General features: G+C 44.3%; 11 protein-coding genes and 1 pseudogene. 8 read left to right on the top strand and 4 right to left on the bottom strand.

What is annotated here, in order from left to right; translation table 11 throughout:
* The coding region (locus tag AB4180_RS15995; protein WP_372081881.1) for a tandem large repeat at window positions 1–8603 on the bottom strand (8603 nt) is incomplete at its 3' end.
* 258 nt (window positions 8604–8861) lie between these two features.
* Between AB4180_RS15995 and AB4180_RS15990 the strand changes: the two genes are divergently transcribed.
* The gene (locus tag AB4180_RS15990) at window positions 8862–9821 is read left to right on the top strand and encodes a peptidoglycan DD-metalloendopeptidase family protein (RefSeq protein ID WP_017098433.1); all 960 of its coding nucleotides are present in this window, start codon (window positions 8862–8864) and stop codon (window positions 9819–9821) included.
* A gap of 175 nt (window positions 9822–9996) precedes the next feature.
* Here the strand turns inward: AB4180_RS15990 and AB4180_RS15985 are convergent.
* Both AB4180_RS15985 and AB4180_RS15980 read right to left on the bottom strand, forming a co-directional pair.
* Window positions 9997–10125 (bottom strand): annotated as a pseudogene (locus AB4180_RS15985) (IS3 family transposase); the annotation flags it as partial.
* A gap of 118 nt (window positions 10126–10243) precedes the next feature.
* A complete protein-coding gene (locus tag AB4180_RS15980; RefSeq protein ID WP_102250535.1) occupies window positions 10244–12826 on the bottom strand; it encodes a molybdopterin oxidoreductase family protein in 2583 nt (860 codons plus the stop codon).
* 472 nt (window positions 12827–13298) lie between these two features.
* On the opposite strand from AB4180_RS15980, the gene nirB reads away from it, so the two are divergent.
* The 4 genes from nirB (at window position 13299) to AB4180_RS15960 (ending at window position 19914) form a co-directional block, all read left to right on the top strand.
* On the top strand, window positions 13299–15881 hold the full coding sequence (gene nirB / locus AB4180_RS15975; RefSeq protein WP_102250537.1) for a nitrite reductase large subunit NirB: 2583 nt from the start codon (window positions 13299–13301) through the stop codon (window positions 15879–15881).
* Between the two features lie 138 nt (window positions 15882–16019).
* Window positions 16020–16364, top strand: coding sequence for a nitrite reductase small subunit NirD (gene nirD, locus AB4180_RS15970; protein ID WP_046223932.1), 345 nt, complete (start codon window positions 16020–16022; stop codon window positions 16362–16364).
* Window positions 16365–16506: 142 nt separating this feature from the next.
* Window positions 16507–17976, top strand: coding sequence for a NarK family nitrate/nitrite MFS transporter (locus AB4180_RS15965; protein WP_102250538.1), 1470 nt, complete (start codon window positions 16507–16509; stop codon window positions 17974–17976).
* 147 nt (window positions 17977–18123) lie between these two features.
* The gene (locus AB4180_RS15960; protein ID WP_102250539.1) at window positions 18124–19914 is read left to right on the top strand and encodes a bifunctional protein-serine/threonine kinase/phosphatase; all 1791 of its coding nucleotides are present in this window, start codon (window positions 18124–18126) and stop codon (window positions 19912–19914) included.
* Between the two features lie 56 nt (window positions 19915–19970).
* On the opposite strand, the gene cra is transcribed toward AB4180_RS15960, so the two are convergent.
* A complete protein-coding gene (cra, locus tag AB4180_RS15955; protein ID WP_102250540.1) occupies window positions 19971–20975 on the bottom strand; it encodes a catabolite repressor/activator in 1005 nt (334 codons plus the stop codon).
* A 391-nt stretch (window positions 20976–21366) separates the two neighbouring features.
* Between cra and fruB the strand changes: the two genes are divergently transcribed.
* From fruB to fruA, 3 genes are read left to right on the top strand one after another with little or no spacing between them, the layout of a single operon-like run.
* Window positions 21367–22500 (top strand): fused PTS fructose transporter subunit IIA/HPr protein, encoded by a 1134-nt coding sequence (gene fruB, locus AB4180_RS15950; protein WP_102250541.1) that lies wholly within the window; start codon window positions 21367–21369, stop codon window positions 22498–22500.
* Window positions 22501–22509: 9 nt separating this feature from the next.
* Window positions 22510–23487, top strand: coding sequence for a 1-phosphofructokinase (gene pfkB, locus AB4180_RS15945; RefSeq protein ID WP_009844884.1), 978 nt, complete (start codon window positions 22510–22512; stop codon window positions 23485–23487).
* A 15-nt stretch (window positions 23488–23502) separates the two neighbouring features.
* A complete protein-coding gene (gene fruA / locus AB4180_RS15940) occupies window positions 23503–25263 on the top strand; it encodes a PTS fructose transporter subunit IIBC (RefSeq protein WP_102250542.1) in 1761 nt (586 codons plus the stop codon).
* Window positions 25264–25378: the final 115 nt, after the last annotated feature.

The raw sequence follows: 25378 nt of genomic DNA, 5'->3' as shown, positions 1-25378 counted from the left end.
CTGATGTCAACGGTACTGCTACTCCAAGCCCCACCGTTGGCGACTGTCGCAGAGCCACTTTTCAACACCGCATCATTGCCCTGCGCTTTCACTTCTAGGCTAAGTCCTTGGCCATCAAAACGCGTCGATGTGCCTGAGAAGGCCAAATTAGTGGCGTTACTACCGTCCACGCTGCCCACAGGGGTGATGTCCAAGGTTGGCGTAATAGGTAGAGAATGTGTGCTGTCTTGCGCCCCCACATTACCCGATAAGTCTTGGTAATCTTTCACCACCAAATCAACATTCAAATCAGACGACGCAGGGACCGACACGCTCCCTGTCCACACGCTAGCATCCGCACTCTTCGTCAGCGAGATGAGCGTGCCTCCTAATTCTGCACTGGCCGCTTGCAATGCTTTATCGAACTTAAGGCTGACCGATACGCTTTGACCTATCGCTTGATGCGTTGGGTTAAACGTCGCGCTCATTAACGTCGGCATGGCTTGCGCCAGCGTAAAGCTTGCGCTTTCGGTGACTTGCACGCCTGAAGCGTTGGTGCCCGTCACAATGACGGTGTAAGTGCCGTTCGGTTGATCGCTGATGTCAACGGTACTGCTGCTCCAAGCCCCACCGTTGGCGACTGTCGCAGAGCCACTTTTCAACACCGCATCATTGCCCTGCGCTTTCACTTCCAGGCTAAGCCCTTGGCCATCAAAACGCGTCGATGTACCTGAAAACACCAAGTTCGTGGCGTTACTGCCGTCCACGTTGCTCACTGGCGTGATAACCAACGTGGGCGTGATAGGCAGTGAATGTGTACGGTCTTGCGTGCCCACATTACCCACGAGATCTTTGTACTGGTCTACAATCAGAGCCACAGTTAATTCATTGGTATCAGGCACCTGAACGTTACCCTGCCAAACTTTATTATCAGCCGTGGCAGTTAGTGAGTTGATTTGATTACCACCAAGCATGGCCGTTACTTCTTGTGATTTTTTATCAAACTCAAGGGTTACTTTTACATCTTTGCCTGTTTCCTGGTGCATTGGCGCAAATTTCACGCTAGACAGGGTTGGTAACACACCCTCAACCCCCAAAACCAAACTATCCCCTGTGCCGGGGATAGTATTTACGCTTTGATAGCTATCATCATCGACCCGTATCGTGATGGTTTTGTCTTGTTTCCTTGGGGTTATGTAATCGACAGTCCAAGTTATATTGTCTGTCGTTCTCCAAGAAGCCTGCTTCAAAATCCCGGTATCGTTGCCATCACTGGCGTTCACTTTCAAATCCAAAAATTCAAAGTTGTTGACCTCCTCGGTAAAGGTAAACAATAGCGGAATTTCAACGCCACCAGCTAATGGCATTGACGCGGTTGTCGATATCGCGAGTGCTGGAATGCTTGCGGCTTCTACTTTCTGAGCTATTAATTTATCAACTTTATGACCAACTAAATCTACCGCTGTTACTTTTAGCGAGTAGTTGCCCGGTGATAACAGGTAACGTATCAAGTATGGGTCACCGTCATTGGCGGGTTTTACTATCGACTGAGGATTAACAAGGATACCCGTCCCATTATCTGCAGTCGAAGCCACACTACTTATGTTCTTATCTGAAAGGTATGCTCTAACATTCACATAATATTGACCGTTCACAGGAGTCATCGAATCCTGACTACCAGTTATACTTGTGATAACTGGCGCTTGGTAATCAACAATCGATTCAACCCCTTGAGCATTGTAACTTCGATTGAACATGTCAAAATCAGTGATGGTCCGCCCTATAGAGTCAGTCACCGTTACTTTGTACTTATACGGTAATTGGTCATCAACGCCAAAAGTCATAGTGTCTGAGCCTTTAGCAGACACGATTTTTCCAGTAAAGCTAATCGTGCTACCTGAATTAGGAATCAAATCGATAGAATAGTGCGAAGCCTTTACGTTCGCCCCCTCATTAGACGTAATGTTGAATACCTGGCTGTTGTTGGTAAAAACAAGCTTGCCTCCTTGCAAGCTTGATATTCCATCAAAAGCCACTCCAATGGTTGGGGTACTTATATCTATATCGATTGTCTTGTTTTGAGCCCAACCAACATTATCCGTTGCTTCGACATTTACTCGAATTGAGCTTACTCCTTGTAAGTCAGTTTTTGGAAGCTCAAAATAGAGGTGTGAGCTGTCGCCAACGTCATCTTTATCGAAAACATGCTTAGGATTAATCACTGTATACTTAACGCTTGCCAAACCACTGCCATCATCCCAAGCAGAAAATTGAAATCTAATCATGTTCGCATTATCAGGAGATTGGCTAAGAGTTACAGAGCCATCAATATTCGGCTTACTATTATCTACCATTACACTGACTTCATCACTTTTTGACTCACCCCACACGTCAATGACTTGAATTCGTGGCTTGATGATCTGCCCATCAAGCTTATTATCTAATGGAGCAATAAATGTGGAGCAAGAATAACCATTGGCACACTTTGTAAAAGGATAAAACTTTTCAGGGTGAGCATTTAAATTGTACGAAGTACCGTCTAAATTCGCGATGACATTTTCAAGATCAGAATTTTGCCCAACCTTTACCTTAAAGTTCATCTCAAGCGCCTCACCTCGAATAATAGAATCTGCAGTAGGACTGCTAATTATGACATCCAAATCACCTTGGGCTGGTAGTAATAATTCTAAAGCATGGTCCGCCCCTAAATTTCCAGCAGAGTCAGATAAATTCTTAATGGTGTATAAATGTCGTAAAGCCCCCGAAGGAAGAATGTCAGAATACAACTCTGTATACGTACATGTCGTTACGCCCGACGCAGTGTTACAGCTCTTCGGTTCAAAAGGTATATTTAAACGATTTCTCACCAATATAGGCTTTTTACCATCATTGATATTTACACCTGAAAGGTTGTCTTTAAAGCTCAAAGTCAAACTCAGCATTTTCTGACCTTTAGCGTTCAAGCCAACATCACTGCCAGTAAATTGATATGTGTTTTGTTCGACCAAAGGCGCTTCGATATCCATCATATTAAAGCTGAATTTACTTACGGTTTCAGTGCCATTTGTTCCGACTGTTTTTGCTATCAAAACAACAGGAGAAACCGACATATTCACATTCGTTTTGACACCACATTTATAGCTCTCTTGTGGGTTAGTAATAACTCCTGAATAAGCATTGTTTGAGCCATCATTAGGCACCCCGTCAGAGGTGTAATTTTCTCTAACCCAACATTCTAGTGTTTTTGCTTTCACATTCCCTACAGGTGCGAATTCAACATTTAAGGTATCCCCCGCAATATGACTTTGAAAATCATTTGGCTTGGCGATTGAAAGCACAACACCTTGACGTTGCACATTGATACTTTCTGACCTTTCAGTGACGGGCCTTTCTTGGCCAGAGTTATAACGTACGCTGCTGTACACTTTGAATCTAAGCTCATAGCTCCCGTCATTTGATAGCTCAGCGGATGTTAATCTAGCTTGCCAGAGTCCATTTTTCTGAGAAAATGAGATTTTGTTGGATTGCTCACCATATTGATAAGTACCCTCCACCAACGGTATCCCGCTTTGATCTTCAGCATCAATAGTGATAATGATAGGGTCGTTACGAGTAATTTGGTTCTGTCCCTCAGAAGAAACCGGCGTTCCATCTTCATACGTAAAAGTTACCGAATGAATTGTTGGGACAGAATTTTGTACTTTTACCGCATAATCGACACTTGTCGTGTTCCCTCTAACATCCGAGCCTGCTAATCTTATTGTGCGAACGGTGCCATCGCCATCAATTTGGCCACCTAAAGGAACCTTCATATCTTCACCGACCGAGGTACTTGCATCAGAGGCGTTCTCTTTGAAGGTCCAATACTCTAATGTTGCTTTATTAACACCGTTCGTTGAAGCTGTTCCTCTACCATTTAAATCTTGTGCAGATAGATTGAATATATAGCCCCCCACATAATAGCTGTCAGGATCAAATGCATTAAGTTTTAGCGATGGCCCTTCACGATCCAACAAAATAGCTTTCATTTCCGTTTCAGATTCGAACCCATATTCGTCTACAGCTTTAAGATACAAATTCGCCTTGTTATCGTCGCCAATAACAATGTTCCTACTTAGATTTTCTGCAATTTCAATGTCAAAGGGTTGCGTTGGATTTTTGGGGACAATTGAACGTATAGCGGCACCTTGACCTTGCTGCCAGAGTTCAACTTTAGATACGTCAGAATCATCAGATATAGAGTTAAGCTTCACAGTAAAGTTGGAACCAAGAACATAACTTTCACCAGAGTTATTATCTACCACCCATGGTTCAGCTAATTCGATTACAGGTCCCTTGTTGTCAACTTGGAACTCGAACTCACCGCTATTTGTACCCGATGGATAAGAGCTGTCTGTTGCTGTTACGTAGAATAGGTTTTTCTCATTATATTTGAACGCATCTGCCACCAATCTAACCTCAACGTTAGGTTGTGTACCTAGTAAATATGGTTCTGCACTTGCCGCTGGTTCTGTTTCGTAGTGTTTTAAAGTGAAGCGTCTTCCAGACTCTCGCTTCATGTCCACTTCAACCAAACTACCAGGGCTTAAGCTCCATGTTATATCTGGAACCCAACTTGAATTTCCGCCTAAATGACTAGCGATTTTAGCCCCATTGACCACCGGACCTTTTGAGTCTAGCAAAACATTAAATTTAGGCGCATTGGTTGTCTGGCGATTAACTTTATTAGACAAATTGTCTTCAGCATTAACATAAACCGCCCAGCTTCCATCTTCGGGACTAATAATGTTGCCTTCACTACTACATTTACTCCCAGCGCACAGCTTTACCTTAAAATATTTCTCTGTATTACTTGAAAAGTGTGTACTAGCATCATAATCATGAGTAACACCCGTTGCCGAGTTATAGAACGTAAGGCCTCGCATATTCAGCTTATCACCAACGATATCGTCAATTTTGAAAGTTAATTCTTGGACATAATTGGTGTTTAAATAAACACTCTCATCGATAGGTTGGCCGTTCCCATCGCTAGGAGAAATATACGTTGCTAAGGGAAACTCGTTATCAATGTACAATCTTACTGTGTGAGGAGCGTGCCCATTGTAGCCATAGCTATTTTGATGTTCATCCATAGCACTCGTTATAAGTGCGAATTCAACCATACCTTTAAGATCTGAAGACTCCGTATTAAGGGTAAATAAATACTCTTTTTTATAGTTATCACCACTACCTGACTCTTGAATATTCACATCAATTGGGATTCCCGCATTGGGCTTGTTTTTTTCATACCACATAGTAGAAAAAGAGGGCTGGCTCCCCGCTTTTACAACAATGCCAGACGGATCTTCCAAGACAACTCGAGAATCAACGACACCGGCCACGTAGTGCTTGTTTCCGACCCATGTTTCTCGACCATTTTCGATATTCAGGGATGGCTTAGGCGGTGATTTATCAATACTTTCACCCTCGCCCTCAATAACTGATTTGTTATTTAAATCAGGGTTAGCCATTGATATATGATCGGCGTACCTTTGAGCGAAGTTAGCTTCAACACCATATTTAACAGTCATAATGTCATAATATGACTGTGCCAAATCATGCCGATAAGAATCTGAACTAAATTCATAAGAGTCTAGAACTAGTTTTTTGCCACCACTACCAATACCATTTGCTAGACCATCATATTGCAAATCATCGTAAATGGCGGAAGCAAAATCAACAGAGCTACTCAAGAGCATATTATGCTTTTGAGTCAGATCGTAAATAGCTTCCACTAAAAATCTGTGAATATAATTATTGGACAGTTTTTCTGGAATTGAGCTTTTCAGCATCTCATTCGTTGCATATGATACGAGAGTCGGATCAAACCCAAAAAAAGAGTTACTACCATTAGCTAGAGCGTTTTGGACATCGCCTAAAATTTGAGAAGCAACCTCAGGCGTTTTATTTCCAGCCTCAACTTGATTCCACTGAGAGTCAAACAACCCGGTTTGGTATGCCGATAGTTCAGTAATATAAAGTGTCTTGGAGCCATTAAGTTTAAAGTAAGCACCTAAGTTTGTGCTATTTAAGTCAACTTTCTCTGACTGTGAGTCTGGATTTTTCTGCCATTTATAGTAATAGGGCTGTGTATTACCATCAACACCGATTAAACGAACCCGCATAAAATCGTAGTTCACGACATCAGTTGTTGTATCACATCCTGCAACATCAAGAGCTTTGGTTGCTCCATTGCTTTCTATGTGTTGAATCGTGGTGCATCTACCTAACGAGGTAAATTCACCCTTGGGATTTAATCCCTCTAACAAAACATTAGCGCCAATAAAAGGAGTAACGATCGTCATCGTTGGTAAATCAAAACTGCTTCGAAAATACACATCTTGTTCGGCACTTTCATTTTCAGATTCATCAATAGTTTGAATCACTAATTTTTGGCTGGCATTTTCCGACGTTGAATCAAAATTATCGCCCAATATTTCTTTGACGAAGGGAACATAGTAGACCACTTCATTTACATGACCGTCTTCATCCGAAATACTCTCATGTGGAATGTTAGCGCTAGAAGCTACGGTATCTGTCACCTTTTGAAGCACGTAATTATTGTCATTATTTTGGCTAACGTAATATTTTACAACTAACTTAAGTTTTTCGGCACTAGCACCTAACCCTATATCTCCATTACCGTCAGATACCCTTACGCGAATATATGGAATTTTATTTTCTTTTAAAATATTTACATTGAAGTTGCTAAAATCAACACTGGGAATTGAATTTAAAATCCCTTTACTAGCGTAAAGGTAATCGATCTTCAGATAATCACGACTCGAGTTAACCGACTCGGACGTATAAGTATCTTGCGTATAGATATCTTCTTTTGTTACTCGCTCACCATCGACACCAACATTCACGTAATTCATTGGGGCATTCTCAGGATAACTAATCACTTGTGCCGGTACTTGGTCATCACGAGCAACTTCGTGAAGTTTCTTACCAATATTACCTTTGCTATCACTCGCTTTAATTTCAAATGTTGTTCGTGTTACGAATTCACTTGTTGAATATTCTTTACTAAATTCACAGGTATATCCTCCACAAGCAACGACTTCATCCAAGCCACCTTTAAATGAAACAGTAACCGATTCAACCTGTTGCGAGCCTTCCTTTACAATGCCTTTAAGTACATATTCTTTGGTATTATTATTTATTGAACTGCTTGAAGTGACTTCTATTACCGGCGCATAATTGTCCCATTTGAAGTCGACGTAATGACCAGAATTACGCGTTTTAACTAGCTCATTACCCAATACATCAGTGGTATAAAAAACCAAACGTGCGGCGGTGACATTTGAAATATCAGTTTTAGGATCGATTTCCACATTGTCGATGGCTTTGGTATCTACCCTTACTTTTACGCTTGTTTCACGAAGACCCCCTTGAAAATCGTTGAACTCTATAAAACAAAAGTCACTACCCGAAGTTGTCTTATCATCACATTTATTTCCATAAGACCACTCTCCATTTAATTGGTATTCTAGATACGCGGAGACACCTTGAACGCCAATTTCATCGTTTATCTTTATATCCAGTCTATCAACCCCAGCCAACACACCGCGGTCTGTTCGTGACACTGTAGGAGCTTGGGTATCAATTGCAGTTTCATCACGAGGAGGTAAAACACCCTCGGTTCCTGTGCTAGTACCAAGCTCGTTAACTTTATTACTAAACTCAACATACTCGCCTGCATCCGTGCCTGAAACATTTAAGTTGAGATCATTGACGACAATCAGAACATGCTGAGCTAAATCGTTAGTGTAAATATCACTAGAAACTTTTTGCTGACCAAAGGTTAAAGGGGTTACGCCTCCTGACACTGCACTTATTTCCTGCCCATCTAGAAGACCATCAGCAATCACATCTCGATACTGAATATCCGCTAAATGAATCGAAGTGTAAATATCACTTTGAGTTTCACCGTATTTTTGGATTAGGTCGTTCGCAAATGAAGAATAAGCTGTTAACAAGGCGCCATATTTATGTCCTGATGTAGCAAAGCTACTTTGACCGCCTTTAGTTATGTCAATTGGTTTGGTTTCGTTAACATTGAAACCATACATATCATTTATGCTATTAATTGATTCAGATATAGCATCAGAATCAGATGAGCCCTTGCCAATCTTATATTTAGTTAAGCCCGATACGATGTTCGTCAAAGGGGTTATCATTAAGCTCTGGTCACCACCTTCCTTGTAGTTAACCATGGCCTCTAAACGGAGTGTTTTTCCGTTACTAGAAGACACCGTATTTTTTGTTAGAGGGTCAGTATAACTGCCTTCTTTCGCTACGATGAAAAGTGGCATCGATGAAGATTCAAATTCAACCTTATAGTCACCAAAGGCATCGGAAGTTGTACTTGCCAGCTTCCTACCCAAGTTTCCATCCTTGTATTCGAACACCTCTATCTTTGCACCACTTACAGGGGCATCATAAACGTTACCCGAGATGCTTCCTGTATTCCTTGCTGGCGGGATATTATCACCACCACCTTCCCCACCACCACATGCGCTTAAGAAAAGCGATGTAACAATAAGACCTAATGTTGATTTGTGCGTATATTTAGTGAACATAGTATTCTGGCAGAGTATATTTTGTCGCGATTATATTATCGTCTGTAATTTTCTCAACATGACAGAATAACTACTTATAAAGTACAATTTGGCTAAATAAAAAGGTGAAAGGTTTGTTTTTCTATCGTTGAAAAAAACACCCTACACCTTTAACCAGTCGTTACGAAGGAATTAACTAAAACAACATGATAAAAAAATGAATAAATATTATGATCTAATCCCAACTTTGACCCATTAACTGAATTTGATTGATAGATTATGTACTTTAAAAGAGAGCACCATTTAAGTCTAAATGCCTTAAAATCCGGCTATCTGATGATTTTTATCATCATCCCTCTCGCGATATTTATAGTTGTAAGCCATTCAAATATTAATAAAAAACAAATTCCTAACGTAACTAGTTCCGAAAACCGTCCGACCATAACACCTGCTCCTACATCTGAAATGGTTTCAGGTGTAGTTAAATATACTTTTATCAGTTCTGTACTGTCTTCTGGTTTGACGAATAACGAATTAAAATCACTATTGAGTTTATTAGGAGACAATTTTGACATTATCAAATCAGTTAATAACGGTGATAAATTCTCAATAAAAACCCGAAACAACGGAACCAACCACGAATATGTCAGTGCTTTTTACTATTCAGGTAGTGATATAGAATTTTTCGCAATGAGAGGGGCTGATGATAATATCTACAATGAAAATGGCTATAAATTAAACAATGACTATGTATTTCCTCTTCCTCTGCATTTTCGAGTGAGTTCACCGTTCGATTTAAACAGAAAACACCCAATAACCAACCGTATTTCACCACATTTCGGAACAGATTACGCGACCCCTATTGGTACAAAAATTCGTTCACTGTCAGATGGCGTTGTTTTGAAGTCTCGCTATAACCGTTTTGCCGGAAATTACCTAACCATAAAGCATACTGATGGAAACTACGCACGCTACCTGCACCTCTCAGAAAGACATGTTTTGACTGGAGATTTTATAACAAAAGGTCAGATAATCGGTTTGACTGGTAATTCAGGTAGAACAACTGGACCTCACTTACACTTAGAGCTGTCGGTTGCAGGAGTCCCAGTAAACTTTGAACAATATATAAAATCAGAGAAAGGCCATAGCAACCAATTCATATACATGGCTCAAACAGAACATCAACAACTAAAAAGAAAACTTGTTCAATTTATCCAATCAAATCAACCCTCAACATAGGTTTCATCCTGTTATAGCATTTGGTTTCCTTGTTTAGTCGAATCGACCTGATACGATTTAACATTCTAAAAAGACAACCGATTGTTTAAGTTTGGCATTTTCAATTGCGAATTTTTTCTCTGTCGCTGATTTTCGCATCTTTTTGACGGCATTACGTCATCCATAGGTTTTATGGTTCATATAACGATAACTGTCGTGTAGCAGCGACACCGACTTTATCTGCTAACTTAAGCGCTTCGTCTTTGAATTCAGGAGCATGTTTGATTCGTCTTTTCTTGTCGTAATTGCTGACCTCGTTAGTCATTGTACTCACTTAACTCAGTGCCCCAAACTGCTAGTGCGGACATTGTCTTCTCAAACAAAAAACGCCAACATGATTGTCGGCGCTTAGCTTAAAGTATTAATGGGTTAAAGGTGGTCAGCTACTTCGCCATAGCACTCAAAAACTCGGCTTCGAACTCTTCATCGGCTTCTCGGGTTAGGCATTCCACCAGCCAATCAATACTTTGATGATCGAGCTTACTGTTCACCACAAAGGCTTGCTTTACGCCAGACTGACCCAGCTTGGCAGAACCGTAGTTTTTGAATGATTTGTTGCCGTGGTAATGGAGTGATTTAATCGCCTCTGCGTTGGGCTCTGGTAAGGCATCGAGGGTGTTGGCGAGCTGAATCACCAACTCCATTGGGTTCTTGGATGATGAGATACGATACAGAAACCCGCCCTCCACTCTTTGGCGAACCCAGTAATCAAATCCGCTGCAATCCATCACTTTGTCACTGACCAGTGCGGCTTCACTACGATAACCACACGGCTCTACGACAACAGGTGTGTGTTTGAATTCTGGCTGTCCTGATGCAGCATCGGTATGAGGCAAGATCAGGTCACACGGCTTACTGTCTTTGGCAGTCGGTGCGTTCCAATGAATCGGCATGAAGACTTGTTCACGGCGCATCTCTTTGGTCACCACTAGGCGGGCTTGGCACTCCCCTTGTGCGCTGCGTACTTTCACCACCGGGTTAATAGTGGCGTGGTTGAAAGCATCTAGCCCGAACTCTTCCAAGTTCAGTTCTGAAACCGTATCAGGGTGCATGGCGACAAAAGGCTCTGGCGTATGTTCACCTAAACCCGCCGCCAAGCCTGTGCGACTCATGGTGTGCCATTGGTCTCGGATTCGACCTGTGTTCATGATAAGTGGGAATTCAAGGCTGGTATCAGCAATGGGTTTGTCGTGTTCGACTGCAATAAACTGCGCTTTACCAGATTCGGTAAAGAACTCGCCAGTGGTGAACATACGCTGCTCAATGATCTCTGGTTGATATTTTAGCACTGGCCATTGCTGTGGAGTGAGTTCGCCATAGCCTTTCTCATCCAGTTGAGTGAGTCCAATTAAGCATAAGTCACGTGCTTTGCCTGTTTCGTTGCCGAGCGCTGTCATCTCGCAATACTCTTTAAAGATCTCACCTTCGTGGCGATAATCAAACTGATCGTTGAACCCCATTTTTTGCGCCACTTCTTTCAAGATCCACCAATCGGGTTTGGCTTCGCCTGGGCTTGGTAATATACGGCGCTGCCTTGATATACGGCGCTCTGAATTGGTCACAGTACCCGACTTTTCACTCCAACCCTGCGCGGGCAGCACCACATCAGCCAAACGTGTGGTTTCCGTATCGGCAATGCAATCAGACACCACCACAAATGGGCACTTCTCTAATGCGGCTTTAATTTTTTCGCTGTCAGGCAAACTCACGACTGGGTTAGTCGCCATGATCCACACCGCTTTGATTTTGCCTTCATTCATGGCATCAAACAGGTCAATCGCTTTTAAACCCGCATGTGTGGCTAAGCTGTCGGTTTGCCAGAACTCGCTCACTGTTTGGTGTGATTGCGGATCACCAAATTCAAAGTGCGCCGCTAAGGTATTAGCTAAACCGCCCACCTCACGTCCGCCCATTGCATTCGGCTGACCTGTTACTGAGAATGGCCCCATGCCCAGTTTACCGATTTTTCCGGTGGCTAAATGGCAGTTAATAATGGCATTCACCTTGTCACACCCTTGTGTCGATTGGTTCACGCCTTGAGAGTAAATGGTCAGCACCTTCTCGTTCGATGCAAACAAACTGTAGAACTGTTTTAGCTGCTGCTCTGTTAATCCTGTGAGCTCAGGAACGCTTTTGTCGCCCCAGCCAGCTTCGGTATAGCGATATTGGGTTGCAGATCGAATCGATTCAGTAAAGCCTTGAGTGTGGTTTTCTATATAGTCTGAATCTAGCTTGTCGTTATCGTCGAGATAGCCCAATAAACCATTGAACAACGCCACGTCTGAGCCTGATTCCAATGCCAAGTGAATATCTGCAATTTCACAGGTATCGGTATAACGCGGATCTATCACGATAACTTTCAATGCAGGGTTGGCTTGTTTTGCGGCTCTTAACCTTTGGAAAAGTACCGGGTGACACCATGCTAGGTTGGAGCCTGTAATCACGACTAGATCGGCTTGCTCGAGATATTCATAACAGACAGGTACTGTGTCTGCGCCAAATGCTCGCTTATGCCCGACCACGGTTGAAGCCATGCAAAGGCGAGAGTTACTGTCGATGTTGCCACTGCCGATGAAGCCTTTCATCAGTTTATTGGCAACATAATAGTCTTCGGTAAGCAGCTGACCAGAAACATAGAACGCAACCGAATCGGCCCCAAATTCTTCGATGGTTTGATTGAATTTGTCTGCGACCAACTGAGTGGCACGGTTCCAGTCCAGCTCTTTTTTTTGCTCATTCTGAATATGAGCAGGCTGTGTTAGGCGTCCTAAAGGCGTGACGGTATCACCAAGCGCAATCCCTTTAGTGCATAGCTTTCCATAGTTTGATGGATGATCTTTATCACCACGCACTTCTAGTTTTCCTAACGATGTCGGTCTCGCTTCTATTCCACACCCTACACCACAATAAGCACAGGTTGATTTTATCCAGCCGCTGTTTGAATCGGTCATACGTTTCTCGCTCAATTATCCATAATTGTAATAACTGAAACCAAGCAAATAACACGCCACTTAATAGCAGCCGATGAGCCGCAAATATTTTTAATTAAAAACAACAACTTAATTAAATGTAAAATATCAACGCTGAACGAAATCGAACTTAACCAAGATAGAAACTTAATTTTTGCACCATCTTGCGGAAAGTTGCACCACAAACGCTCATTTATATAAATCTAACAAAAATTTCACATACCACTTTAGGGGTAATTACGTACCACCTTCAATTTTTAAATTCCTGAAATATATAGATTAAATTTTATTTAAATGAACAACTCGCAATCTGGCACCCTCCTTGCTCCACTAGAAACCAAGACTTAGAAAAAACATTTTTGTTTTTCTTAATGATTATGAATTGAGTGGAATCTCAACCCGGTATTCATCTGCTAACGACTAGAAATTAGATGCTAGTGATGGTGACGCCGAGAATAAGGAATGGATTATGAGCAAGAAGAAAATCGTCGTTGTTGGTAACGGCATGGTTGGACACAAATTTATCGACAACATCCTGCAATCAGAGAGTGATGAGTTTGATGTTATTACTTTCAGTGAAGAGCCAAGGTTGGCATACGACCGTGTTCAGTTGACCGCTTACTTCAAGCGCGGAAATGCTGATGATTTAGCATTAACCAGCGAAGAGTATTACCAAAGCAATGGCGTCAATTACCTTCTCAACGCGAGAGTCGCTCAACTAGATACTGAAAGTAAGTGCGTTGTGACTGAATCGGGACATACCGAGAGTTATGACACCTTGATTCTGGCGACCGGTTCATTCCCCTTTGTTCCCCCTATTCCCGGTAACGACCAAGAACACTGCCACGTTTATCGCACCATCGAAGATTTAGACGCCATTGAACTATCTAGCAAAGGCAGCAAATCTGGTGTAGTGATTGGCGGTGGTCTGCTTGGCTTAGAAGCCGCAAACGCAGTCAAAAACCTTGGCTTGGAAACCCATGTGGTTGAATTTGCACCTCGCCTGATGGCCGTTCAATTAGATGACGGTGGCGGTGCCCTACTGCGCAGAAAGATTGAAGACCTTGGGGTGCAAGTTCACACCGAGAAGGCCACCTCTGAGATAGTCGCGGGTGAGAACGCTCGCTACAGAATGAACTTTGCAGACGGCACCCACCTTGAAACCGATATGATCGTGTTCTCTGCAGGTATTCGCCCTCAAGATGCTCTAGCTCGCAGCTCTGATATTGCCATTGGTGAACGTGGCGGCATCGTGATTAACGATCACTGCCAAACCAACATCGACAACGTATACGCGATTGGTGAATGTGCGCTTTGGGACAACAAAATCTTCGGCTTAGTGGCACCCGGTTATTCCATGGCGAAAGTCGCGGCTTCGCATATTGTCTCCGGCGGTACGGACGATGCTGCATTTACTGGCGCTGACATGAGTACCAAGCTCAAATTGCTGGGTGTTGATGTTGCTAGTATCGGCGAAGTACACGGCCAAACCGAAGGCGCTCAGTCTTACACCTACAACGATGAAATCGAACAGGTTTACAAGCGCCTGATCATATCGGCTGATGGCAAGAAGATTGTTGGTGCGGTATTGGTGGGTGATGCAGAGGCTTACGGTTCGCTATTGCAAATAAAGCAAAATGACATGCCTCTTCCTGAAAACCCATCAGTACTGATTCTACCTAATGTCGCGGATGATTCTGGCTCTGCAATGGGTGTTGAAGCTCTGCCCGATAGCGCTGTGATCTGCTCATGTTTTGATGTGACCAAAGGCGATATCAAAGATGCAGTTTCTGCTGGCTGCACCACGATGGCTGCATTAAAAGAGACCACCAACGCTTCGACAGGTTGTGGCGGTTGCTCTGCTCTTGCTAAACAAGTTCTGAATAGTGAGCTGAGTAACCTAGGTGTCGAGGTTTCTAATGATATCTGTGAGCACTTTGCCTATTCTCGCCAAGAGCTGACTGACATCATTCGCGTCAACAAAATCAAGACCTTCGATGAGCTGTTAGATTCTCATGGAAACGGATTGGGTTGTACCGTGTGTAAGCCAGCAGTCGGTTCAATTTTGGCTTCTTACTGGAACGATTACATCCTCGAAGATCAACACATAGAACTGCAAGACACCAACGACATCTACCTCGGTAACATGCAAAAAGACGGCACCTACTCTGTGGTTCCGCGTATTGCTGGCGGTGAAATCACACCCGATAGACTGATCGTGCTTGGCGAAGTCGCTAAAGAATTCGACCTTTACACCAAGATCACCGGTGGTCAGCGTGTCGACTTGTTTGGCGCGCAAGTTAACGAACTGCCAATCATCTGGAAAAAGCTGATTGATGCGGGTTTTGAAACGGGCCATGCCTACGGTAAGTCAGTTCGTACCGTGAAATCGTGTGTCGGTAGCACATGGTGCCGATACGGTGTCGACGACAGTGTTGGCTTAGCGATTCGACTAGAGAACCGCTACAAAGGCTTGCGCTCACCCCACAAGATCAAGTTTGCGGTTTCTGGCTGTACTCGTGAATGTGCAGAAGCCCAATCAAAAGACTTTGGCATTATCGCAACCGACAAAGGTTGGAACCTCTACATCTGTGGTAACGGCGGTATGCGCCCTCGCCATGGTGACCTTTTCGCGACCGACCTTGATGAAACCACCCTGCTGCAATACATCGACCGCATTCTGATGTTCTATACACGTACCGCGGATCGCCTACAGCGTACATCGGTATGGATGGAAAACCTTGAAGGCGGCATTGAATACCTCAAGCAAGTCGTGATTGAAGACAAGCTCAACGTTGCTGAAGAACTTGAAGCCGATATCGCCCTTAACATCGAAAAATACCAATGTGAGTGGAAAACCACCATCGAAAACCCTGAAAAAATGAAGCGTTTCCAGCACTACATCAACAGCGAAGAAATGGACACTAGCCTGTCATTCATCAAAGAACGAGAGCAGCGTTTTCCTAAGCCGAGCTTGAGCTCTTCTTCAGATTCACAACGAGATGAAATGCTCACCAACGCAGACCAAATCGAAGTCACGGAAGTTTCGTAAGCCGAATTGACGGTCAGTGAATAAGTAACAACTAAACCCAATATCGATAGTCGACAGCGGGCAGCCCAAGAAAACTGCTGTCGGCTATCACCCTAATTAAATTGATTATTAGTTTTATGTTTTGACTAGGAGAAAGTCATGGAAAATTGGACAACCGTATGCAGCACCAGCGATCTGACCCCAAACGGGGGAATTTGCGCCAAAGTAGACGATAACCAAGTGGCTATTTTTTACTGCAAGCGCAGCGACACGCTTTATGGGCTCTCTAATTACGATCCTGTTGGCAAGGCGAATGTGATGTCACGTGGTATCATTGGTTCATTAAGCGGTGAGCCTTACGTCGCCTCACCCTTATACAAGCAGCATTACCACTTAGAAACTGGCGCGTGCCTTGAACAACCCGATCTCAAGCTCGTGAAATTTGAAGTTCGCAAGCAAGGAGAACAGGTTCAGGTTCTCGCACCGCTTGCTATCGCCAGTTAACTAAACGCCGACATCATCATGCGAACGCTTTATCAGCGTGAGCAATTTCGGCACAGGGTTTAGCCAAATGAATGCGTTCGAATTTCGGAAGTAACGCACGAGCTAAAGCCGGGTAATTTTCCAGATTTAAAGGATTTAAACCATGGATAACACAAAATTTTCGCTGCTTTCATTTACGGGTAAGATGAAAACCTTACACCTAAGTTGGATGGCCTTTTTTATCACCTTTGTTGTGTGGTTCAACTTTGCCCCACTACTGCAAATGGTAAAAACGTCGCTTGGTCTTTCTACTGAAGAGATCAAAACACTGCTTATTCTCAACGTTGCATTGACCATTCCGGCGCGTGTCGCCATTGGTATGTTAACCGACCGATACGGCCCAAGATTGGTCTACTCTTCGCTACTCGCGGTCTGTTCAATCCCTTGTTTTATGTTTGCGATGGCAGACACTTTCATTCAAGCGGCGATTGCTCGTTTCCTACTTGGCTTCATTGGCGCTGGCTTCGTTGTCGGTATTCGCCTTGTGTCTGAGTGGTTCCCACACAATGAACTGGGTACCGCAGAAGGTATTTATGGAGGTTGGGGTAACTTCGGTTCAGCTGCAGCGGCATTTACACTTCCAACTCTGGCTTTAGCATTTGGTGGTGAAGACGGCTGGCGTTATGCGGTCGGTATTACTGGCGTAATGAGCTTAGCGTTCTCGTTTGTGTTCTACAAAAACGTAACGGATACACCAAAAGGTTCTACTTACTTCAAACCGGCTCAAGTAACGGCAATGGAAGTGACATCAAAGGGTGACTTTTTCTTCCTACTTATTATGAAGATCCCAATGTATGCCGCTTTAGCGCTACTGACATGGAAGCTATCACCAAGCAACATCAACATGTTATCTGACATGGCGGTTAACTCGGTTTACGCAGGTTTGGCTGCGCTTTACGTGTACGAAGTATCGCAAGTTTGGAAAGTAAACAAGAACGTATTTAAAGAAGAAGTACCAGAGATTCACCAGTACAAATTCAAGCAAGTTGCGGTACTTAACGTATTGTACTTCGCGACATTTGGTTCTGAACTGGCTGTTGTTTCTATGCTGCCACTGTTCTTCTCTGACACCTTTGAGTTAACACCGGTTCTTGCAGGTATGGTTGCATCGGCTTATGCCTTTATGAACCTAATGTCTCGCCCAGGTGGTGGTTGGATTTCAGACAAATTCGGTCGTAAACCAACACTGCTTATTCTAACGATTGGTCTTGCTGTGGGTTACTTCGCAATGGGTCAAGTAGACAGCACATGGCCTGTATGGCTAGCGGTTGTCGCGGCGATGGCGTGTTCTTTCTTTGTGCAAGCGGGTGAAGGTGCAGTATTCGCAACAGTTCCTCTAATCAAGCGTCGTATGACAGGTCAGATTGCAGGTATGACCGGGGCTTACGGTAACGTGGGTGCGGTAGTTTACCTAACTGTGTTGTCATTCGTGAGCTACCAAACCTTCTTCTTAGTGATTGCTGCAACAGCGGTACTTGGCTTTGTAACTCTACTGTTCATGGAAGAGCCTAACGGTCAAATTGCTGAAGTGAATGACGACGGTAGCGTGACCTTGATTAACGTATCGAGCTAACCACTCATTGAATCGGGAGTAGTACCAAGGTGTGTTTCACCACTTTGGTACTACGTTCAAAGGCTCTGCATTCGCTAGAGCTTTTGTTCTTTCTCAGATGTGCTCTCAAGCAAATGAGAAGACGGCCAGTTAAGAAGAAGACCAGTTATGACAATTTCATTCAGCCAAGGGCAAGTCGTCACGCCGGAATCCAACAACCAGTTAACGCTTAAGTTTGGTGGTTATTCGAATCAAGGCGTACGTGATGAAAACCAAGATGCCATCATTGTAAAACACCCTAAAACTCGCGCAGAGCAAGAGTTGAAAGGCAGTGTTGCCTGCGTAGCAGACGGCGCGAGTTGCAGTGAACACGGCCAGAAAGCCAGTCACACCAGCGTGATGCAGTTTATAGACGACTATTACGCGACTCCCCAAAGCTGGAGCATTCAGCGTTCGGCGCAAAAGGTCTTAACCTCACTCAATTCTTGGCTCTTCAACACGTCTGTTTCTAATATCCATCCCGCACAACAAGTGAACCACAATGCCCTCGTTTCGACGTTCAGCAGCGTGATATTAAAATCGAACACCGCACATATATTCCACGTTGGCGACAGTCGCATTTACTTACTAAGAGATGGTGAATTACGCCAACTGACCCGCGACCACACCCGTAAGAATATCGGGCAGAAGCATTACTTAACACGCGCCTTAGGCATGGATAACCAACTCAACGTTGACTATCAAACCCTGCCTATTAAGAAAAACGACTGCTTTATCCTCACTTCGGATGGTGTGCACGAGTTTGTCTCGCCCAACACATTCAATGAACACATCGATAAGCCTGGAGCGGATTTCGAATACGCAGCACAGACCATCTGTAACACCGCTTTAAGCCACAACAGTTCAGACAACGTGAGCTGCTTGATTGTGCAAGTTAGTCATCTACCTAAGCCTTCGCTCATCGAGTTCCATGAAAAACTGGCTAAACGAGCCATTCCGCCCGCTTTAAAGCTCGGACAAAGTATCGACAACTTTATGGTGCTTGAGGTGTTGTATGCAGGCTCTAGAAGCCATGTGTATCGTGTGATGCAAAAAGAGACACAAACCGAGTTCGTGTTAAAAGTCCCTTCCGTTCAATATCACGATAGCCCGTCGCAACTGAGAGCTTTCTTTAATGAACAATGGGCTGGCATCTTGCTGAACAATAAGAAGGTAATGAAGGTCTACCCGACGCCAGAGAACTCGCAATTTTTATATCAAATCTGCGAATGGGTAGAAGGCATCACGCTAAGACAATGGATGTACGACAATCCAAAACCGTCACTCAATGAAGTACGCGACATACTAGAAAAAATCACACAAGGTATTCGAGTATTACAACGCGCAGACATGGTGCACCGAGATTTAAAGCCCGAGAACATTATGCTTCAACATGATGGTGAGATAAAAATCATCGACCTTGGCGCTGTATTAGTCAGAGGACTTGAAGAGGGAGAGCTCGCAGACAAAGACGACACTCCATTAGGTGCGGTCAATTACATTGCACCCGAGACCATCAAACATAACACCGCGACCACCAGCTCAGATTTGTTCTCTATCGCTGTGATCGGCTATGAGATGCTAACTGGTGAATTGCCCTACTCTGAAATGACCGCACAATCACTTAAGCAATCTCGTCATCATCAGTGGGAATACCAACCCATCACTCAAAAACGAACTGACTTACCAAGCTGGGTGGATTTGGTGTTACAAAAAGCCTGCGCCGAATCGCCGAGCGAGCGTCATCAAGTGTTGGGGGATTTTGTGGCAGACCTTTACACGCCAAACCAAAGTTTGGTGAAAAGCAAAGCCAAGCAACCTTTGATAAACCGAAATCCAATCCAGTTTTGGAAGGTGTTGGCTTTGTTGCTCGGCATTGTTGCCATTGTAGAGTTGGGCTTATTGCTTGGTTCGAGTTAACTCCAAGTTCGAGCTAAGTGTCCAAGTCTAACCTAGCTTGTTTAAACTAACTGGAATTAGCCTCGTCTCACTAAACTTCTCGGCACGAGTTCAATACCCGCTTGGTAACGCTTAGCGGATGCATTTAACGCCAAAGCAAAAGCGCTGTCGGCAATTACTTCAAACTGCTGCGGCAGTGAATGGACTTTAAAAGGCAAGAAGTCGAGCAGTCGGTTATCACCAAAGGTTGCCAGTTTTACTTGATTAACCAGCTCTGGTTTTTCAACCATTACATCCAACACACCCTCTAACAAGGTGTAAGACATAGTCACAATCGCATCAGGAACCGTGCCTTTTGCAATCCAACCCTCAAAAACCTCTCGCCCAGATTCCCTATCAAAGTGCTCACCATAACCCACAACCATCGGCTTGTTTTCTGCGAGCCCTGTTTGTTGAGTATGTGCTTTATTCGCAGCTTCAAAACCTAGGTGACGTTCGCGTGAGATATTTAGATCAGGAAGTGCGCCTATCAAACCAACACTATGAATATTGTCATCGAGAATCGAATGCGTCAGTTCAAATGCGGCTTCGAAATCTTCACTGAGTACGCAAGCAAAGTGCTCATCATCTAACGGACGGTCAATTGCGATCACAGGCGTTCCTGAGTTTTGCAACTTTAAGTAGAACTCGTTGGCGTCTGGCATTGAGCTCGCAACCAGCAAGGCATCAATACGACGACTTACCAAAGCTTCAGCCACTTTTCGTTCTGTTTCAGCATCATCATCAGAACAACCAATCAATATCTGGTAGCCCACTTTGCGTGAATTCTGCTCTATCAATTTTGCCAAACGCGCGTAACTGCTGTTTTCCAGATCCGGAATAATCAAACCAAATGAACGGCTATTACCAGCGCGCAACGACGAAGCGGCGTGGTCTGGACGGTAATTATACTCTTCTACAACCGCCATGACTTTCTGTTGAGTCTTTTCACTGATTCTGTATTTCTGCGCCTTGCCGTTGATGACATAACTGGCTGTGGTTTTCGATACTCCAGCCAACTTAGCGATTTCATCAAGTGTCATATGAGTGACCTGTATTTTGTGCGTAGGATCATATAACGAATGATCTGATCCCTGGATTAGTTGAATTATATGCTGAATCGATTCAGTATAAAAGCTGAAAGGATTCAGCAAAATCTGAAAAGTGACTTCAATCATCCTTTTGAATGAATCGAGCGTCATTTGTTGTTAATAAGCTTTCGTTATTTAGCTTTTCGTTATCCACGAATCAGACCGAATTAACGACACGCAGCAAAACTATTTTGAAAATCGAAATTGGCTTTGCTGAATTTTTTTACACTGAATGCTGAACCGATTCAGCTAAAGTAAAGCAAAGAGTAAAGTTCACTAATTCTTGCTCTAGTTGGAATCGTAGCGACACACAAATTCTCAAGCGATACGCTAAAGAGGCACCATGCTTAAATTATCAAAATCTGACATCACTCTAGGCCAAACGGCCAATGATAAGTTCCAAGCAATCCAAAATATTGCAGGCGACCTAACAGCCAAAGGCTTAGTTGACTCTGGCTACGTTGAAGGAATGCTGAACCGTGAAAACCAGAACTCTACGTTCCTTGGCAACGGTATCGCGATTCCTCATGGAACGACTGACACTCGTGGCCTAGTGAAAGAGACAGGCGTTGCGGTACACCACTTCCCTGAAGGTATTGATTGGGCAGATGGCAACCGTGTTTACGTTGCGATTGGTATTGCCGCTAAATCTGACGAGCACTTAGGCATTCTTAAGCAGCTAACTAAAGTTCTGGCTGCTGACGGTGTTGAAGAGAAATTAAAGCAAGCAAAATCAGAAGACGAAATCATCGCCCTACTTAATGGCGAAGTTCAGCTAGAAGCAGACCTAGACGCTTCTTTAGTTCAGCTGCTGTTCCCTGCAAGCGACATGATTCAAATGTCAGCAGTGGCGGGCGGCCTACTTAAGAACACAGGTTGTACAGACAATGCATTCGTTGCTGACTTAGTAACAAAAACACCGACTCACCTAGGCCAAGGCTTGTGGTTGTTGGGCAGTGACAAAGGCGTAACTCGCACTGGCGTATCTTTCGTTTCAACAGCGAACGATTGCGAATACGAAGGCACACCAGTTAAAGCATTGGTGGCATTTGCTGCTTGTAACAGCGCTCACCAATCTATTCTGGCAAACCTAAGCAAAATGGTTTTCGAAGGTAAACAGCAACAACTGTTAACCGCTGACGCAGCACAAGTGATTGGCCTTCTAAAAGGTGAAGCGGTTTCTACAGCTTCTCAAGACGATGACAACTGCGCGGTATTCAAAATCAAAAATGCACACGGCCTACACGCTCGTCCGGGCGCAATGCTAGTCGCTGAAGCGAAGAAGTTCGAATCAACTATCCGCGTATCAAACCTAGATGGCGATGGAAAAGAAGTGAACGCGAAGAGCTTGATGAAAGTAATCGCGCTTGGCGTTAAACACGGCCATCAGCTTCAGTTTGTTGCTGAAGGTGAAGATGCAGTTCAAGCACTTGAGTCGATTGGCAAAGCTATCGCTTCTGGCCTTGGCGAAGGTTAAGGAATCGATATGTCTGATAAACAAATCAAAGCCGTTACCGTAACCCTAAACCCTGCTCTGGATCTGACAGGTAGCATCGATGTGCTAAACGTAGGTTCAGTTAGCTTGGTGAACAAAAGCTCACTGCATGCAGCGGGTAAAGGCGTAAACGTAGCAAAAGTACTTTCAGAGCTTGGCGCTAAAGTGACCGTAACGGGTTTCCTTGGTCGCAATAACGAAGAGCCGTTCTGCCAACTGTTTGAACAGATGGGCGCAACTGACCGCTTTATTCGTGTCGACGGCGCAACTCGCATCAACGTGAAGTTAGTAGAAGAAAGTGGTCAAGTTAGCGACATCAACTTCCCTGGCGTAGCGGTAACACCGATTGCCATCGAGCAGTTTGAGCGCACTCTATTCGGATTAGCTGAAGACCACGAATATTTCGTGATTGCAGGCAGCTTACCTCAAGGCGTTTCACCTATGTTATGCGCATCGTGGATTCAGAAACTTCACGATATGGGCAAGAAAGTGTTGTTCGACAGTAGCCGTGATGCACTTAAAGCAGGACTCGATGCACAACCATGGCTGATCAAGCCAAACGATGAAGAGCTATCTCAGTTATTCAACGCCGAACTAACTACACGCGACCAATGCCAACACGCAGGCCAAGCCCTAAGTGAAAAAGGCATCGATAACATCGTTGTGTCACTTGGTGCTGAAGGTGTGATGTGGCTTAACCAAGGTGAGTGGTTACACGCTCAACCACCGCGCATGCAAGTAGTAAGCACGGTAGGTGCAGGTGACACATTAGTCGCTGGCCTATGTTGGGGCCACATGCAACAGATGCCAAAACCAGAACTTATTCAATTCGCAACCGCCCTATCTGCTCTAGCAGTTTCACAGGTAGGTGTGGGTGTAACCAGCCAACAAGAGCTGGATTCAGTACGACAAAATATCCAATTACAGGCGCTTAGTGCTCCAACTAGTCAGTTAGACACAAGTAAATAGGACAAAGGGATTATTATGAATATTACCATCATCACAGCTTGCCCAAGTGGCGTAGCAAACAGCATCATCGCAGCGGGCTTGTTAGAGCAAGCTTCAAAAACACTGGGTTGGAACGCCGCTATTGAATGTCAATCTAGCGTATTACCTAACTCTCCAGTATCACAAGACACGATCGACAGCAGCGACGTTGTTGTTATTGCTGCCAACACAAAGGTTGATAAAGCGCGCTTTGTTGGAAAAAAAGTGTACCAAGCAGCTATCTCTGAATGCACAGCCAATGCAAAAGCATTTCTAGAGAAAGCGATAGCAGAAGCAACGGTACTAGATGCTTCTCAAGTTGAAAGCACTGTTGAAGTGGCCGGTACTTCAGCAAACCCTTCTACAACAGCAAGTACAGGCAGCAAAAAGATCGTAGCGATTACCGCTTGCCCGACTGGTGTTGCACACACCTTTATGGCTGCTGAAGCGCTGGAAGCAGAAGGCAAACGCCTAGGTCACCAGATCAAAGTGGAAACTCGCGGCTCTGTAGGTGCGAAAAACCAACTGACAGACCAAGAAATCGCAGACGCTGACCTCGTTATCATCGCAGCAGACATCGATGTTCCACTGGATCGCTTTAACGGCAAAGCGCTATACAAAACGACAACAGGTCCTGCTTTGAAGAAAACAAAGCAAGAGATGGAAAAAGCATTCGCAGAAGCTAAGCCATACCAGCACACAGCGTCTTCTAATTCAGCGCCTGCTGATGAGAAGAAAGGTGTGTACAAGCACCTAATGACAGGTGTATCTCACATGCTTCCTGTGGTTGTTGCTGGTGGTTTGATCATCGCACTGTCTTTCGTATTCGGTATCGAAGCGTTTAAAGAAGAAGGCACATTAGCAGCAGCATTGATGACTATCGGTGGTGGTTCTGCATTCGCACTGATGATTCCTGTTCTTGCTGGTTTCATTGCATTCTCTATTGCTGACCGTCCGGGTCTGGCTCCAGGTCTAATCGGCGGTATGTTGGCTAGCTCAACAGGCGCAGGTTTCCTAGGTGGTATCGCAGCGGGTTTCATTGCGGGTTACGCAGCAAAATTCATTGCCGACAAGGTTCAACTTCCACAATCCATGGAAGCCCTCAAACCGATTCTGATCATTCCGTTTATCGCGAGTTTGTTCACTGGTTTGGTCATGATTTACATCGTTGGTGGTCCAGTTTCAGGCGTGATGAGCGCAATGACAGACTTCCTAAACAACATGGGAACGTCTAATGCGATTCTTCTGGGTGTGATTCTAGGCGCAATGATGTGTTTCGACCTTGGTGGTCCAGTAAACAAAGCGGCTTACACGTTCGGTGTTGGTCTATTGGCTTCACAAACTTACGCACCAATGGCAGCAATCATGGCAGCAGGTATGGTTCCGGCTCTAGGTATGGGCCTTGCAACTTTCCTAGTGAAAGACAAGTTTGAAGCAGGCGAGCGCGAAGCAGGTAAAGCATCATTCGTTCTTGGACTATGTTTCATCTCTGAAGGTGCAATCCCATTCGCAGCGAAAGACCCAATGCGTGTTATCCCAGCATGTATGGCAGGTGGCGCACTAACGGGCGCTCTATCAATGATGTTTGGTGCACAACTAATGGCTCCACACGGCGGCTTGTTCGTACTGCTAATTCCTGGCGCTATCTCTCCAGTACTTATGTACCTAGTGGCGATTGCAGCAGGTACAGCAGTAACAGGTTTTGGTTACGCAGCTCTTAAAAAGATGAGCAATTCTAAAGTGACTGCCGAGGCTTAATCCCCCTACTCTGTTTAGCGGTTAAGGCTGACGAACAGAGGCTCTTGATAAAACAAAGGCTCCTCATTTGAGGTAATGCCGATCGTTTAAGAAGACTTGAACGATCTTGCAGTTA

This window comes from Vibrio sp. 10N.286.49.C3, from assembly GCF_041469545.1.
Classification (GTDB): Bacteria; Pseudomonadota; Gammaproteobacteria; order Enterobacterales; family Vibrionaceae; genus Vibrio; species Vibrio tasmaniensis_A.
The sequence above is the reverse complement of the archived record's forward strand: the minus strand, read 5'-3'. Positions and strand labels throughout refer to the sequence as shown.

Coding starts and splice junctions, on each gene's coding strand:
- fruA (WP_102250542.1), top strand. CDS start 23,503: ATGAATATTACCATCATCACAGCTTGCCCAAGTGGCGTAGCAAACAGC.
- nirD (WP_046223932.1), top strand. CDS start 16,020: ATGGAAAATTGGACAACCGTATGCAGCACCAGCGATCTGACCCCAAAC.
- fruB (WP_102250541.1), top strand. CDS start 21,367: ATGCTTAAATTATCAAAATCTGACATCACTCTAGGCCAAACGGCCAAT.
- cra (WP_102250540.1), bottom strand. CDS start 20,975: ATGACACTTGATGAAATCGCTAAGTTGGCTGGAGTATCGAAAACCACA.
- pfkB (WP_009844884.1), top strand. CDS start 22,510: ATGTCTGATAAACAAATCAAAGCCGTTACCGTAACCCTAAACCCTGCT.
- nirB (WP_102250537.1), top strand. CDS start 13,299: ATGAGCAAGAAGAAAATCGTCGTTGTTGGTAACGGCATGGTTGGACAC.
- AB4180_RS15990 (WP_017098433.1), top strand. CDS start 8,862: ATGTACTTTAAAAGAGAGCACCATTTAAGTCTAAATGCCTTAAAATCC.
- AB4180_RS15965 (WP_102250538.1), top strand. CDS start 16,507: ATGGATAACACAAAATTTTCGCTGCTTTCATTTACGGGTAAGATGAAA.
- AB4180_RS15960 (WP_102250539.1), top strand. CDS start 18,124: ATGACAATTTCATTCAGCCAAGGGCAAGTCGTCACGCCGGAATCCAAC.